This is a genomic window from Nocardioides sp. Root140 (genome assembly GCF_001426745.1).
Classification (GTDB): domain Bacteria; phylum Actinomycetota; class Actinomycetes; order Propionibacteriales; family Nocardioidaceae; genus Nocardioides.
Genome location: NZ_LMFI01000001.1, coordinates 716,306 through 731,571, shown reverse-complemented (window position 1 = coordinate 731,571; position 15,266 = coordinate 716,306). Strand labels below are relative to the sequence as shown.

The window sequence follows — 15,266 nt, the reverse complement described above, 5'->3', positions numbered from 1 at the left end:
GGCACGCGACAGGCCGGTTTCACTACCGATTCAGCACGGCCGGCGACCGCCCCTGGAAGTTCGGGACGTACGTCGGACTGATAGCGAGCGAGGATCCACTCCGTCCGGGACGCAGGCAGACCTGAGGCGCAACCTAAAGATTACGTGCCCGGAGGTCGCCCCGTCCAACTGGGGCACCCACCCGCCCATGCACAACTGACACCGGCCGCATAGCCCACTTGGGTCATTTACCCAATTCCGGGGACGCCGGCGCCGGTGCGACCCTACGATCGCGCCGGGTGCTCAGGCACCAGTCCTTCCCATTCGTCTCCCCTTCATCGTCCTCATCTGCCCCGGGTACAGGAGCTCCTCCATGGGATATCGCGCACGCACAGCTGCCGCGTTGTCACTCACCACCGCCTCGCTCTACTCCGTCATGCTCCTCCAACAGCCTGCGCAGGCCGATCCACTGCCCGCGCCGTACGACGCCCAGGCGCACGCCGACGTGGCCTCGCTGTCCGCGAACCTGCTCGGTGGAAACCTGGCCGGGCTGGTCGTCGGCCACGCACAGGCGACGGCTGACAGCACCGCCGGCACTGCCAGCGGCGTCTCCAAGAACGCCGAGGTCTCCGTCGCAGGCTTCCCGATCACGGTCGACGACCAGACCAGCACCTCCCCGGCGCCCATGAACCCGCCGGCCGAGAGCCTGCTTCCTCTCAACCTCTCCCCCGTCGCCAACGTCGGAGTGATCACCGGGGACACCGAGGCCAACTACGTCGACGCGAACACGTGCCCTCCGGCGTCCGGTGCCCAGCGGGTGGTCTCCGACGCGAAGACCGATCTCGCCTCGCTGACCGTCCTGGGCGTCGCCGGACTGGGCAATCTCGTGAACGTGGGCGCGTCGAGCGTCCGTTCCACGACCGCGCTCACCGACACGGATGCCGACGGAGCCTCCGACGTGACCTCCACCGTCGAGGCCACAGTGGGCGACATCCAACTGCTGGGCAACCAGGTCCAGGTCGAGGTGACCTCACCCGTGAAGGTGGAGGCGTCGTCCGACGGCACCACCGGAACTGCTGGGTTCGCGGACCCCGCCACAGTCGTGGTCCACGTCGGCGCCGCCGAGATCCCGATCCCGCTCAACGGCAGCCCCGTCCAGATCGACCTGCCGATCGCGCTCGAAGCGTTGGTGGACCTGACCATCACCGGCTTCAGCCCGACCGATCAGTCCGCGGGTGCCACCGGTGAGGCCAACCTGCAGTCCCTGCTCCGTGTCCAGCTCAAGGTCCTCGGCGCCCTGCCGGGCCTGCCCGATGCTGCCAACGTCGACCTCAGCCTGGTGCCGCTGCACGTCAAGGCCACCGCACCAGCGGGCGGCGTCGAATGCCCGGTCGATCCCAATGCCGACCCCGACGGCGACGGACTCACCAATGCCGAGGAGACCGACCTCGGTACCGACCCCCAGAACCCCGACACTGACGGTGACACCCTGCAGGACGGCGCCGAGGTGAACGGCACCAGCAACGACTTCGACGCCACCCCCACCAACCCCCTCGAGGCCGACACCGACAACGACGGCCTCACCGACGCCGAGGAGAACACGGCCACCACCAACCCGAACGACGCCGACACCGACGACGGCGGCGTCAACGACGGCACGGAGGTCGACACCGACGGCACCGATCCCAAGGTCGGAGCCGACGACCTCACCGCCGACCCCGACGGCGACGGACTCACCAACGGCGAGGAGGCGGACGCCGGCACCGACCCGGGCAACCCCGACACTGACGGCGACACCCTGCAGGACGGCGCCGAGGTGAACGGCACCAGCAACGACTTCGACGCCACCCCGACCAACCCCCTCGAGGCCGACACCGACAACGACGGCCTCACCGACGCCGAAGAGAACACCAACAGCACCGACCCCCACGACGCGGACACCGACGACGGCGGGACCAATGACGGCGACGAGGTGGCCGCCGGCACGGAGCCCGTCTCCACTCCCGGCGACGACGACCCGGACGCCGACGGCCTCACCAACGACGAGGAGACCGACCTCGGCACCGACCCCGACGTCGCCGACACCGACGGCGACGGCCTCCAGGACGGCGCCGAGCACGACGGCACCAGCAACGACTTCGACGCCACCCCCACCAACCCCCTCGAGGCCGACACCGACGGCGACGGCCTCACCGACGCCGAAGAGAACACCCACACCACCAACCCGAACGACGACGACACCGACGACGGTGGTCGCACGGACGGCGAGGAGGTCAACACCGACGACACCGACCCCTTGGTCGGCTCCGACGACCTCCTCGACAGTGACGACGACGGCCTGACCGACGGCCGCGAGGACGACCTGGGCACCGACCCGGCCAATCCCGACACCGACGGCGACGGGCTCCAGGACGGCGCCGAGGTCGACGACCACGGGACCGACCCCAACGAGGCCGACACCGACGGCGGCGGCACCAATGACGGCGACGAGGTGGCCGCCGGCACCGAGCCCGTCTCCACTCCCGGCGACGACGACCCGGACCTCGACGGTCTCGACAACGACGAGGAAGCCACCCACGGCACCGACCCGGCCGATCCCGACACCGACGGCGACACCATCAAGGACGGTGACGAGGTCACCGGTGACGGCAACCCGTTCAACGGCGCCGCGACCAACCCGCTGAAGGCCGACACGGACAACGACGGGCTCAGTGACAGCGCCGAGGTCACCTCGACGACCAACCCGAACGACAGCGACACCGACAACGACCGTTTGCTGGACGGCCGCGAGGTCAAGACCACTCGCACCAACCCGAAGGTCAAGGACACCGACCGTGACTCCCTGACCGACGGCCAGGAGGTCCTCGGCATCAACATGACGCAGAAGGTGCAGCTGGGTCGCAAGAACGTCCGCCGGATCGGCGTGGTCAGGACCAACCCGCTCAGGGTCGACACCGACGCCGACGGCATCAGGGACGGCGTCGAGGTCCGCGGCTACGTGATCAGGCAGAAGGTGATCGTGTCGAAGACGGGCCCGATCAGGACCTACACGATCGGCACGGTCCGCAGCGACCCGCGCAAGAAGGACACCGACGCCGACGGCGTCCAGGACAACGCGGAGCGCACGGGCTCGAGGAACAAGCGGTTCAACAGTCACAAGTCCAGTCCGGTCAACTACGACACCGACCGCGGCGGCAACACCGACGGGCGCGAGATCGCAGCCCACAGCGACCCGAGCAACGTCCGGTCGTCGCCGGGTCGTCCGCTGGGACGCTGATCTCCTGAGGGAGGCCGAAGGGGCGCCGGGTGAAACCCGGTGCCCCTTCGTCATTTACTGTCCTTGCATGAACAGCGTGCGCGCCCTCAGGGTTCCGGTGGGCGAGGACGACTCCCGCCGCGCCAACCGTCGCGACTGGGATCGGTACGCCGACGAGTACCAGGCCACGCACGGTTCCTTCCTCGGTGACGCCGGCTTCGTCTGGGGACCCGAGGGCCAGTCCGAGGCCGACCTCAAACTGCTCGGCGACGTCCGCGGGCGCGACGTACTGGAGCTGGGATCGGGCGCCGGGCAGTGCTCGCGCTGGGTGAACAGCCAAGGCGGCCGCGCGGTTGGCCTGGACCTCTCGCTGCGCCAGCTCCAGCACTCGCGGCGGATCGACGCCGAGACCGGTGTGACCGTGCCGCAGGTCTGCGGAACCGCGACCCAGCTCCCGTTCGCCGACCGCTCCTTCGACGTCGTTTTCTGTTCGTTCGGCGCGTTGCAGTTCGTCGCCGACGGTGCGGCCGCAGTCGCGGAGACCGCCCGCGTCCTGCGCCCCGGTGGCCGGTTCGTCTTCTCGGTCACCCACCCGACGCGCTGGATGTTCCAGGACGATCCGGGCGAAGAAGGCCTTGTGGCCAACCAGTCCTACTGGGACCGCACGCCGTACGTCGAGGTGGACGACGAGACCGGCATGGTCAACTACGTAGAGCACCACCGCACGATCGGCGACTGGGTCGCCCTGCTCGCTGCCGAGGGCATGGCCCTGATCCGGTTCGAGGAGCCGGAGTGGCCCGCCGACCACGACCGCACCTGGGGCGGATGGTCCCGCACCCGCGGCCTGCTCACTCCCGGTACGGCGATCTTCGTGGCGGTCCTCAACCCAGCGACGCCCAGCCCCCCGGCGGTTCACTCGGCGGCTGGGTGACCCCGGTCAGTCCGAAGTTCTGCGACCGTCGCGGCGCCTCGTCGACCCCGAGCCGGTCCCAGAGGTCGGCCCTGACGTAGAAGGCGTTGTTGCCGGTGAGGTCCGTGTGGGCCAGTCGGTAGCCCTTCTCCGCCGCCACCACGTCGAGCGCCTCCAGTGAGGCGCCGAAGGCGCCGGAGCCGTCCCAGGAGCGCGCGGGATCGTGTGGTTGCGCGAGCGCACCGCCCGCGGGGATCCCGGAGTTGTACTCGATGACGACGAGTCGGGGCGAGGTGGCCGCCAGCTGACGCCACACATGGACATCGTTGCCGTCAATGTCGATCGAGAGCACGTCGATCTCCTCGGGCACTCCGGCACCGATGAAGCAGCGGTCGATGTTCGCGGCGGTCACCATCGTGTGGACGGTGCGGACCCGGCCGTTGCCGGCGTACTTCCGGCTCAAGCACTCGAAGTCCGCCGGATCACCGTCGATGAACAGGCCGTTCCACCCGAACACGTCCGCCAGCAGGACACAGTTGCCTTCATGACCGCCCTGCACACCGAACTCGACGAACCATCGGTTCGTCGTACCCAGCCGGTTCAGGATCTCGGAGATCACCCCGTCCTCACCGTTCTGGGAGAACACCCGCGCCTCGTGACGGGTCAGGTCCCGGAGCTCGAACAGCGCGGGATCTGCCCGTTCGACCAGTCTCCGCATGGCCTCGAGACGCGCATCGATCTGCATGGGCCGGAAGATGGCGTACGACTTCAGCGCCGCACGTGCCTTGGAGCGGACTCTGCCGCCAACGGTGAACACGACCGGAGTCTAGGCTCTCGGGCGTGACCCGGCATCGAGTTCCGCACAGCGCGCCCGAACCAGACGCTGCCTGGTCGGCGGAGTCCGGGCTCGTGTGGAACATCGTGCTCACCGCCGACCTCGGCGCCCACGTCCCCCAGGACCTCCCCCAGAGGCTCCGAGACCTCAATCTCGAGCTCGGCGGGGTCCCGGGCACTGCTCCGATCGTGGGCGAGATCGCCGACCTGAGGCGGCGCCTGGCCCTCACCGAGGACGCACCGGTGACGGTGGGGCACGACGCACACACCATCGTGATCAGCGCCCACCATCACTACCTCGACGGGCTCGGCCTCCTGGCGGCCTTCTCGAGGCTGACCGGCCGGGCAGCGACGAGCTCGGCGCGAGGAGTCGGCGACAGGGCCGAGGCGGTCGGTGCACGCGTTGCGCAGCTGCGACGCCTTGCCGAAGTCGCCCTCACGCCACCTGCGCGCATCCCCGCATCAGGCAGCAGGGACGAGCCGTGGGACAGCTTCGTCGAGGTCCGGGTGCCGGGACGGGTCGGTACGACGGACCTGGTGGTCGCCGGCACGCGTGCGGCGGAGCTGTTCTCGCTTCGCAGGGGGCGGCGACGCGCCCCACGACACACCGCCGTGGCAGTCGGTGCCTCCCGCACCGGCGGCGCCGAGGCCACCCTGCAGGACAACAGCGCCCTCCTGAGGTTACGCAACACGGAACGTCTCGGCCCCGTGGAGGTCGGGGCTGCGCTGCGCTCCCAGCCCACCGAGTCGGTCACCGCCACCGGCCGCGACTCCGCGGGCGGCGGATCGGCGGCCCGGCTGGCCACCAGGATCCTCGCTCCGCGACTGGGTTCCACCCTGCTCGTGTCACATCTGGGCACCGTCACGGCGGCGGACGTCGCGGGATTCACCTTCCACCCCGTCACAGGCGGCGGCACGGGGATCTCCATCGGTGCAGTCACCCACGCGGGCACCACCACCCTGTCGGCACGAGGGCGCGCACGCCGTCACGGCGAGGAGGCGTTGTCCGAGCTCCTGCGCTTGCTGGTGGAGTCCCTGCCTGGCTCCACGGAGCTCACCGAGCCGTGACGAACCGCCCCGCTCACCTCCTGCCTCGCAAGGACGCCGGGTTGAACGGAGCGAACAGACGCCGCAGCCGTGGGGCAGCGTGACGCAGGGCGGACCTGACGTCATCGACGCCCTCCCAGAACCGGTCGGGATCGAGCTCGGGGTGAGGGGCGCGTGCATAGATGGCGGAGTCCGCGTCCCGGGCGAGTGACTGGCCCTCGCCGAGATGCTCGGCCTGCATCACCCGCGTCATCGTGGCGGGCACGGTCGTGCCGAGATCGCGTGCGGTGTCGACCACCTCGCGCCAACCACCCACCCAGGGCGAGGACCACGCGCCACGACCTGTCGCCCGGCGCCGCCGGCGACGCACCCACTTGGCCAGCGGAATCGTCCACGGCACCAGGCCCAGCAGCGGCAGGAAGAACGAAAGAGTGCTCCTCAGGTCCCCGTCGGGGGGCTCTGTGGTCGCGCCATCGGACTTTCCGCGCCCCTGGCCCGTCGTCGTCCCCTCTCCCGGCTCCTCCAGATCGGGGTTCTCCCCCTCCTCGATCAGGTGCTCGGTGGGCCGTTCCACCTCTTCATCAGTGCGTTTGGGCGGCTTGCGCGACATGAACGTCGAGGTGTCCAGGGTCCGCCAGCTGCCATCGGCCACCCGCACCTCGACCCAGGCCCGGACGTCCTTGCCCTCGACCCGACCACCCTTGGGTACCACCGCACCGACCACGACCCGCGCCGGAACCATCAACCGGTTGGCCAAGAGCGCCATCGCGGCGGCGTACTGCTCGTCGTTGCCGACGATCTGGTCTGCTGCCACGAAGTCGAACCCCAACCGCTGCTGGTCGTGGCCCGCGGCGTACCGGCGTTCCGAAGGCAGCACCCCGTCGGAGTAGCGACCGTTCTTGTGGAGGTAGCGGGCCACCGACCTGACCCGCTCCATCGGCGACATGTCCGACTTGAACCAGGCGAACAGGAAGAGGTCCAGGAACTCGCCCCTGGGCTGCAGTGGCCCGTCGACCTCGAACGCGCGTGCGTTCGGACGCAGGGTGTCCCTCGGGAGGACAGCGGTGAACGTGTAGTCGTCGCGGGCTCCGACACCGCCGCTGACGTAGGCCGCATCGGTGGCCAGGTTGTAGCGCACGTCCTCGCGTTGGGCCTGCCCGTCGGAGTAGTCGAAGGACAACGACGTGAGCTCACCTGCGAGCGGCAGCCAGTTGCTGCCGTAGGCCTTGGTCACCTCGACGTTGACGGTCACCTCCTTGCCGCGTCGCTGCGGATCGATCTCGGAGCCGATCCGCTGGAACAACGCGTCGTCGGCCCCCGGGACCGTGCGGTTCCCGGCCGACCAGGTGCTGCCGTCGTACTCGTCCAGCGTGACGAACCGCAGGCGCGTCCCCGCAGGCAGGCCCTTCACCCGGAGCAGGGTCTCGGCGAAGACGTCCTGGCCGAGCACGGCCGGCCGCGGGTTGTAGCGACGGAAGTCGGCGAGCGGGTTGTCAGCGCCACTCACGTCTGTTCCGGAGCCGACGTGGCCGCGCAGCACAGAGCGCTCGGGCTCCGTGTCGGCCGCGCGATCCGTGCCCTGGTTCGTCAGGCCCAACGCCGCCAGGCCGACCGCGATGGCGCCGACCAGGAGAGAGGTCACGGCCGCCCGCACGACCTGGCCGCGGTGGCCGTTCTCGATGCCTTCGGAGCGGGTGGCCCGCACGGAGATCCACCAGAGCGCCACCCCGGCGAACGCGATGCTTCGCAACTCGAGCCGGCCGGGGTCCGCGGTCCCGAGCAGGATGCTGAGCACCAGCGCCCCCAGCATCGGAGTCAACGGTGCGACGGCTCGACGGGTACGCAGGGCCATCCACCCCGACGCGCCGGCGGAGACGCAGCCGATCGCGAAGGGCAACACCATCACTCCCCCGCCGGCGTCAACCGGTGGGATGGTGGTCAGGAAGTCACCGGGGGCGGTGATCGTGCCGGCCAGCAGGCCCGCGACGGCGTCCGGCGTCGGCAGGCCGATCGGTTGGTCGCCTCGCATCGCGACCATGGACCCGACAAGGACGTAGACCACCGGGGCAATCAGGAGGAACACCTCCGTGCCCTTGCCGTTCCCGGCGACCATGGCCGCGGTGACGAGCGCGGACCCCCCGGCCACGCCACCGACGACGAGGTACTCCCTGGTGGCGAACGAGTCGTCGAGACCCCACAGTGCAAGCACGAGCAGGATCGCCACGACGACGACGTCGCGCACGTGGCTGGCGGGGCCCGCCTGCGTCTCGACGGTGGTCTTCACCGCAGTCTCCACAACAGGGCCGGCAGGTGCTTGAGGTCTCCCAGCACGGCGGCTCGGAGGTCGCCGCGCACCTGGATGCGGGAGTCGGCACCGGCCGACGTCATCAGCACCAGCCGGTGGGCGTCGTGGGGGAAGGCCGACAGCGCTGTCGACAGGGGTGCGGCATCCCGCCGCCCGCCGCTCACCACTGCGACGAAGCTGGTGCCCCCTGCCGCGTTCGCCACCTTCAGTACTCGGTGCGGCAGGTCCAGCTCCTCGGCCCGGGGCGCGAAGTGACACGACGCGTCAAGGAGCTGTTCGCCGCGTGTCGTGACCGTGTAGGTGTCCCCACACGCGAAGGCCACCTCGAAGTCGTCGTACGCCGCCCTGAGGGCGAGTGAGGCGCCGACCGAGACGGCGAGCTCGAAGTCGGCCCGGGTGTCGTAGGACTGCTCGTCGGAGTCGACGATCACCGTGGCGTGCGAGCGCCGGGTCTCCTGGTACTGCCGGACCAGCAACGACGAACCGGACGCGGACTGCTTCGCCGACGAACGCCAGTGCACGTGGCGCAGGTCGTCGCCGGGCACGTACTCGCGCAACGCGTGGAAGGCCAGGTCGGACGCCGAAAGCTGGTCGGAGGGAACGCCCTCGAGGTCGACCACCACACCGGGGGTCAGCGTGGGCAGGGCGATGGTGACAGGCCGGACGAACAGGTCCTTGGGATCCGAGCAGACCCGCCGACGGCGGAAGAGTCCCAGCACGTCACCAGCCAGGTGGGTCACCGGCCCGACCCGGTGCACGCCACGACGATCGGTGGGAACGGCGAGGTCTTCGGTCGCGGACCGGCCCGGAGCGACCAGGCCGAGGCGGGTCATGGTGCTGCCCCTGCCCAGCGGCACCTCGATGACGGGATGGACCAGGGGCAGGTACTTCGCATGGAGTGAGAGCTGAACCTCCACCGGACTGCCCACGACCACCTTGGCCGGGTGGAGCGTGAGGTCGGCCCGTGCACGGCGCGGCCACAGGACGGTCACCAGACCGACGGCCAGCGCCAGCAGGCACACCAGGCCCATCACCAGCATCTCGTTCCAGTGGTAGCGGTTGCCCAGCCACATGCTGCCGAGTGCGAGGACGACGACGGCGCGTCCCTCGCGGGTGAACAACCGCCAGGTCGCCACCAGCAGCTTGGTGGCCCGGGCCGCGATGTCTCGTGGAGTCAACGTCGCGGGCTCAGGCCGACACGAACGAACGGTCCTCGGGAGGTCGCACCGAGCCCATCAGCTCGTCGACGACCTCCGCGACGCTGATGCCGGCGAAGGCCGCCTCGGCCCCCAACAGCACCCGGTGGCAGAGCACCGGCTCGGCCAGGAGCCTGATGTCGTGCGGGATCACATGACTCCGCCCCTCGGCCGCCGCCCAGGTCTTCGCGACCCGGATGAAGGCCAGGCAGCCACGGGCGGACAACCCGAGCTTGACGTGCTCGGCGTCACGTGAGGCCTCCGCGATCTCGCGCACGTAGCGCACGACGGCCCGGTCGACGTACACGGTGTCGGCCAGCTGTGCGAGGCGGGTGATGGTGGCTCCGGTGGTGACCGGGCGGATCAACGAGGCGCGGTCACGGACCGCCGAGTTCATCAGGAGCTCCTCGGTCGAGGCGGCGTCCGGGTAGCCCACGGACGTCTTCATCAGGAAGCGGTCGAGCTGTGCCTCGGGCAGGCGATAGGTGCCTGCCTGCTCGATGGGGTTCTGGGTGGCGATCACCATGAACGGGGTGGGAACGGGGTGCGTGACACCGTCGACGGTGACGTGCCCCTCCTCCATCACCTCGAGGAGCGCCGACTGGGTCTTCGGCGACGCACGGTTGATCTCGTCGGCCAGGACCAGATGGTGGAAGATCGGGCCACGGTGGAACTCGAAAGTGCCGCGATGCTGGTCATAGACGGTGACCCCGGTGACGTCGGAGGGCAACAGGTCGGGGGTGAACTGGATGCGTGCGTGGCTGCTCTCGATGGTGTTCGCCAACGCCCGCGCCAACATCGTCTTGCCGGTGCCCGGGAAGTCCTCGAGCAGCAGGTGCCCACCCGAGATCATGCAGGTCAGGGCCAGGCGCACCACATGCCGCTTGCCGAGGACAGCCTTCTCGATGTTGGCGGTCATCGCCTCCACCTGCTCTGCGAACCAGGTGGCGTCAACGTGGCTCAGCGACAGGTCGGATGTCATGCCGTGCATCGTAGGCTGTGAGGCCGCTGCAGCGCTGCCGAACCGGCCTGCACTAACCTCACCGTTGGACTGAGGGAGGCCGCGTGGACGAGGAAGAGATCCGCAAGTCCGCGGTGTTGGAACAACGACACTGGTGGTACGCCAGCCGTCGAGCCATGCTGCGGCGACTGATGCACGGTGTCACACCGGGTCGAGCGTTGGACGTCGGCGCCGGTTCGGGCGGCAACACGGCGGTGTTGCGCGATCTGGGCTGGGACGCGATCGGACTGGAGTACTCACCCGCCGCGGCCAGTCTGAGCGCGTCACGTGCCCTCAAGGTGGTCCGGGGAGACGCGCGTGCCCTGCCCTTTCCCGACGAGTCCTTCGACCTCGTGATCTCGACCGATGCCTGGGAGCACATCGACGACGACGCGGCCGTTGCCGCCGAGGCCTTCCGCGTGCTCCGTCCGGGCGGCCGCCTCCTGGTCGCCGTACCTTCCGGGATGGACCTGTGGAGCGGGCACGACGTGGCTCTCGGCCACCTGCGTCGCTACGAACGCGAGACCCTCTCCGCGGTCGTCGCGGGCGCCGGCTTCGAGATCCACTCGCTGCGTTCCTGGAACGTCCTGCTCCGACCCGTCGCCCTGGTGCGACGCAGCCGACCCGCGCGCGCCGAGTCAGCGACCTCCGAGATGGACGAGGTCAACCCGGTCGTGAATCTCGGCCTCAAGGCTGTGCTGGCGGTCGAGGCGCGCCTGGGCGTGCACGGCCATCGCGGCATCTCCCTGGTCCTGCGTGCCTTCAAGCCCGGTGCCGCCACTCGTCGCGACTGACCGCTGATGCACGACGAGGGGCTCCCGCCTGATGGCGGGAGCCCCTCGTGCTCGTGCTGGGTGGGACCTGGTGCGTCAGTCCTCGACCTTGCGACTGCCGGCCGCACCACGGGTGTGGAGCAGGACCCCGGCACCGACCGCGAGCAGGCCGAGGATCGCCATCAGCAACGGGTACAGTCCGTGCACGCCGCTCAACAGCGTCGCCTTCGAGCTGTAGTCGTCGACGCCTTCCTTGACCTGCTTGTCGGTGTACTGGACGGTCGCGTCGGTGAGGGTCGCGCGGTCCTCGCCGTCGATGGCCAACGTGACCAGCTGCTCCTCGATGCGGTTCACGACCGCACCGGTGACGGGCTCGATCTCGAAGGTTCGGGTGTTCTGGTAGTACTCGTCGGCGGTGACGGTGGCGCCGGTCTCGTCGACCACGTCGCCCGGCACGTCGCGGGTGCCGGTCATCGTGCGCGGCACCTCCTGCTTGAACTGGTAGACCTTCAGGCCCTTGATCTCGTGCTCCTTGACGAACTTCGCGTCGACCGCCGTCTGGGTCGAGTCGTCCCAGACCTTGTAGGTCTTCTTCTCGGTGTCGAACGGGAACTTGAAGACCAGGCCGGAGCGCTTGACCGTCTCGCGCTCACCCGCGGTCGACTCATCGAAGGCGCCACAGCAGTTCTTGGCCTCGGCGCTCACGCCGTCGAAGGCAACCTTCTCGGCGCTCTGGCTCACGATGTCGCCGTCGTCCTTGCGGATCGTGGTGGTGCCGGCCCAGACCCGGGTGTCACCGCCAGCCTTCTCGGTGGCCTTCTCGTCACCGCGCGTCGTGGCCTTGATCGCGAGATCGGTCTGGATCTCCTCGAGGGAGCCGATGTCGAAGATGGTGGCGTCCTTCGCCTCGAGCTCCGTCACGCTGTTCTGGTCGACCGGCGCAATGGCGAGCTTCGGATAGGCATAGAACTTCACCAGCAGGGCTCCGAGGAGCAGGAATGCTCCGATCCCCACCAAGATGGGTCCAGCAAATCGACGCATGTGTGTGACTCCCTCAAGAATTGTTTCAAGCTGTGCCCGCGTCTCCCAAGGCGCGAGTCTGGAGAACATTAACAGCAAGTAACCTCCGTGGAGTGATCCTCAACACTCGGTAGACTCGGCGTTGTGCCCCACTCGCCGACGTCGCTGCTCCGCCGTCGGCCGGAACTCCCGCGAGTGGCCTGGCAACCGGATCAGTGGATCCGCATCGCCACGGTGCTCGACCTGGCGGGAACCACCGACCGGATCGCCGACGTCGGTGGGCGCGGTCGACAGATGCAGGCGCTGACCCGCGTCCCCGTGGTGTCGGTGAACATCGAGCAGCCGGCCGACGTGATCGTCGCCGCGGATCACCCGCTTCCCTTCCCTGACAGGGCATTCGGTGTCGTCACGTCTTGTGACGTGCTCGAGCACGTGCCGGCCGAAGCGCGCCACGCGCACCTCGCAGAGCTGGTCAGGATCGCCCGGGACCGGGTCGTCCTGTGCTTCCCCCACGGCTCGCCCGCGGCAATGCAGGCCGAGCGGCACATGCGCGACACGATCAAGCGCGAGTACGACGTGAGCCTTGACTTCCTCGACGAGCACGTGGAACTGGGACTGCCGGACACAGATCAGGTGACCGCCGAACTGCGCGACCTCGACCCTGACGGGCATGTGGAGACCAGCTGGTCACGAGACCGGGCGATGTGGGACGAGGTCCTGATCGACGCGATGCGCGCCCGGTACGGCAAGGATCCCAGGGCCCTGGCCAGGACCGCGGGGACGTGGTTCCGCCGGCGACGTCGCGCCGACCTGTTCGCCGAACCGGGGCCCGATGGCCACCGCGCCTTCGTCGTCCTCAACCGCGGCGGTTCGCCAGATCTTCGACCACGATCTGACGGACACGGGAGCGCATTCCGGCCCAGGTGAAACCCAGGGCCCACTCGTGCGCGGCGTCTGCCATCGATGCCCGACGCTGGGGGTCGTCCAATGCCGCGAGCGCCTCGACCAAGCCGGCCGCGAGTACGTCGACCACGGCCTGCTCCTGCGCAGGTGTCGTGGGCACGCTGACGGGGTTCTCGACGAGCCACCCGGTGACACCGTCCCGAACGGAGTCACGCAGTCCTGCCACGTCTCGTGCCAGCGTGGGGACACCGAGCCCCGCGGCCTCGATCACCACCTGCCCCCACCCCTCGGCGTCGGAGGCACACACGTGCAGCCGCGACCTGGCGATGACGTCGTGCTTCACGCCCTCGTCGAGGAAGCCGTGCAGGGTCACCACGTCGCGCAGGCCGAGATCGTCGACGACCGCCGTGAGTTCGTCGAGCACCGGGCCCTTGCCGACGACGTCGAGTCGCAGGACCTGACGCAGCTCAGGGTGCAGGTGGCGCAGTTGCGCGACGGCCCGGATGACGAGATCGATGCGCTTGTGGGTGGCCAGGCGTCCGAGGACTGCGACGCGACCTGGTTCGGACCGGTCGACCAGCTGCGCGCGTTGCTCGAGGGACGGCACGTCGGCACCGTTGGCGAGGATTTCCACGTCACGACGCCAGTGGAGCTGGGCACGCATCTCGCGGACCGTGGAGTCAGAGACGGCAACGGTCTTCACATTGCGGTAGACCCGCGGCATCAGCCATCGCTCGAGCCATCGCCCGAGATGGGCCAACGGACGCGGGAAGTAGGTGAGGAACTGCTCCTGGTGCACGTGATGCATCACCAGCACCACAGCCGTACGCCGTGGCAGCAGGACGGGCGAGAACACCGGGATGCCGTTCTCCGCATCGAAGACGATGTCCGGGGAGCGACCGCGGATGCGCTGCCACAGCAGGCGTAGCCAGACCACCGCGTAGAAGGTGAACTGGCCACCACCGCGGCGTACTTCCATGTCGTCGATCGTCTCGCGGCTGCGCTGGTGGTGATCGCGTGCGGTGAGGAACTCGACGTCGGCACCGCCGTCGTGCAACGCACGAGCGAACTCCCAGGCGTAGCGCTCGGAACCACCCGCCAGTCCGTGGCCGAGGTCGCGCCAGTTGATGACCGTCGCGCTCAGCCCGAGAAGCTGCTGGCCGGGCTCGCCGTCCGATGCACCTCGCGACGCCGGCGAGACGCGTTCCGCCAAGTCACGCCTCGGTGATCGTCGGAAGGGCAGCACCCGATGAGAGTACGGAAGTGCTCGACGCGAAGACCTGCGGGGCCTTCTCGAGCGACACCACGCGGCCGAAGCGACGCTCGATCGGGCGGACGTAGCCGGCGATCAGGGCCAGCTCCACGAACGAGATCACGCCGTGCCGGGCAGGCACGAAGGTTGATCCGGGCATGTCGATCCAAGTCACCGGGAACTCGACGATGCGTGCGCCCGCGCCCTGCAGCCTGGCCAGCAGCTCCACGTCGAAGGCGAAGCCCTTGGTGCGCAGGCTCTCGAACGCCGACCTGGCCACGTCGCCCCGCAGGAGCTTGAATCCGCACTGGGTGTCCGCGATGCCGGGAGCGATCTTGTTCGTCAACCGACGATAGAGCGCGGCGCCGTGCGAGCGCACCTTGCTGTGTCGTTCCATGGTCTCGGACCCCGCCACCGCACGCGACCCGATGGCCACGTCAGCGCCCGCGTCGAGGTGGCGCATGGCTGCCTCGAGGGCGACCAGGTCCGTGGCGCAGTCGGCGTCCATGAAGCCGACGACGCTGGCCGTGGTGGCCTGCATGCCGGCGCGCACGGCGGCACCCTTGCCGCGGATGTCGCAGTGGATGACCCGCACCCGCATTGCGGGTGAGTCGAGTCGGCGGGCAACGCCGGCAGTGTCGTCACTGCTGGCGTTGTCCACAACGATGACTTCCACCGGAGACACCGATTCCCGTGCACCCAGTGTGTGGGCGCGCAGTGCGGCGATGGTTCCGGGGAGCCTGGCCTCTTCGTTGTAGGCCGGAATGATCAGTTGCATGAGCCGACGGTCC

12 protein-coding genes are annotated in these 15,266 nt (G+C 69.2%); 5 read left to right on the top strand and 7 right to left on the bottom strand.

What is annotated here, in order from left to right:
- Positions 1-352 precede the first annotated feature (352 nt).
- A complete protein-coding gene (locus ASD30_RS03525; RefSeq protein WP_056676985.1) occupies positions 353-3,256 on the top strand; it encodes a hypothetical protein in 2,904 nt (967 codons plus the stop codon).
- A gap of 67 nt (positions 3,257-3,323) precedes the next feature.
- Entirely contained in the window at positions 3,324-4,166 is an 843-nt protein-coding gene (locus tag ASD30_RS03520; RefSeq protein WP_056676982.1) for a class I SAM-dependent methyltransferase, read from the top strand.
- On the opposite strand, the gene ASD30_RS03515 is transcribed toward ASD30_RS03520, so the two are convergent.
- Entirely contained in the window at positions 4,117-4,962 is an 846-nt protein-coding gene (locus ASD30_RS03515; protein ID WP_056676980.1) for a hypothetical protein, read from the bottom strand. The genes ASD30_RS03520 and ASD30_RS03515 overlap by 50 nt on opposite strands.
- Positions 4,963-4,985: 23 nt before the next feature.
- Here ASD30_RS03515 and ASD30_RS03510 point away from each other — a divergent pair, with 23 nt between their 5' ends.
- The gene (locus ASD30_RS03510; protein WP_156393498.1) at positions 4,986-6,047 is read left to right on the top strand and encodes a hypothetical protein; all 1,062 of its coding nucleotides are present in this window, start codon (positions 4,986-4,988) and stop codon (positions 6,045-6,047) included.
- Positions 6,048-6,060: 13 nt separating this feature from the next.
- Here ASD30_RS03510 and ASD30_RS03505 read toward each other — a convergent pair whose 3' ends face one another.
- The 3 genes from ASD30_RS03505 to ASD30_RS03495 are packed head-to-tail and all read right to left on the bottom strand — an operon-like array spanning position 6,061 to position 10,509.
- The gene (locus ASD30_RS03505) at positions 6,061-8,310 is read right to left on the bottom strand and encodes a DUF3488 and transglutaminase-like domain-containing protein (protein ID WP_056676974.1); all 2,250 of its coding nucleotides are present in this window, start codon (positions 8,308-8,310) and stop codon (positions 6,061-6,063) included.
- Entirely contained in the window at positions 8,307-9,509 is a 1,203-nt protein-coding gene (locus ASD30_RS03500) for a DUF58 domain-containing protein (RefSeq protein WP_056676971.1), read from the bottom strand. Before ASD30_RS03500 ends, ASD30_RS03505 begins: the two co-directional genes overlap by 4 nt.
- A 10-nt stretch (positions 9,510-9,519) precedes the next feature.
- Positions 9,520-10,509, bottom strand: coding sequence for an AAA family ATPase (locus ASD30_RS03495; protein WP_056676969.1), 990 nt, complete (start codon positions 10,507-10,509; stop codon positions 9,520-9,522).
- A gap of 83 nt (positions 10,510-10,592) precedes the next feature.
- Here ASD30_RS03495 and ASD30_RS03490 point away from each other — a divergent pair, with 83 nt between their 5' ends.
- The gene (locus ASD30_RS03490) at positions 10,593-11,321 is read left to right on the top strand and encodes a class I SAM-dependent methyltransferase (protein ID WP_056676966.1); all 729 of its coding nucleotides are present in this window, start codon (positions 10,593-10,595) and stop codon (positions 11,319-11,321) included.
- A gap of 75 nt (positions 11,322-11,396) precedes the next feature.
- Here the strand turns inward: ASD30_RS03490 and ASD30_RS03485 are convergent, their stop codons facing one another.
- On the bottom strand, positions 11,397-12,314 hold the full coding sequence (locus ASD30_RS03485) for a DUF3068 domain-containing protein (protein WP_056676963.1): 918 nt from the start codon (positions 12,312-12,314) through the stop codon (positions 11,397-11,399).
- 150 nt (positions 12,315-12,464) lie between these two features.
- On the opposite strand from ASD30_RS03485, the gene ASD30_RS03480 reads away from it, so the two are divergent.
- Entirely contained in the window at positions 12,465-13,247 is a 783-nt protein-coding gene (locus ASD30_RS03480) for a class I SAM-dependent methyltransferase (protein WP_156393497.1), read from the top strand.
- Here the strand turns inward: ASD30_RS03480 and ASD30_RS03475 are convergent.
- Together ASD30_RS03475 and ASD30_RS03470 are read right to left on the bottom strand one after the other, a co-directional pair.
- The gene (locus tag ASD30_RS03475) at positions 13,177-14,436 is read right to left on the bottom strand and encodes a glycosyltransferase family 4 protein (protein ID WP_056676956.1); all 1,260 of its coding nucleotides are present in this window, start codon (positions 14,434-14,436) and stop codon (positions 13,177-13,179) included. The two genes, ASD30_RS03480 and ASD30_RS03475, sit on opposite strands and share 71 nt — an antisense overlap.
- Position 14,437: 1 nt before the next feature.
- Complete coding sequence (locus tag ASD30_RS03470; protein ID WP_056676953.1) at positions 14,438-15,253, bottom strand: glycosyltransferase; 816 nt, start codon at positions 15,251-15,253, stop codon at positions 14,438-14,440.
- Positions 15,254-15,266: the final 13 nt, after the last annotated feature.

What these genes read in the sequence shown, in the direction of transcription:
- ASD30_RS03525 (WP_056676985.1), top strand. Translation starts at nt 353, where the DNA reads ATGGGATATCGCGCACGCACAGCTGCCGCGTTGTCACTCACCACCGCC.
- ASD30_RS03520 (WP_056676982.1), top strand. Translation starts at nt 3,324, where the DNA reads ATGAACAGCGTGCGCGCCCTCAGGGTTCCGGTGGGCGAGGACGACTCC.
- ASD30_RS03495 (WP_056676969.1), bottom strand. Translation starts at nt 10,509, where the DNA reads ATGACATCCGACCTGTCGCTGAGCCACGTTGACGCCACCTGGTTCGCA.
- ASD30_RS03470 (WP_056676953.1), bottom strand. Translation starts at nt 15,253, where the DNA reads ATGCAACTGATCATTCCGGCCTACAACGAAGAGGCCAGGCTCCCCGGA.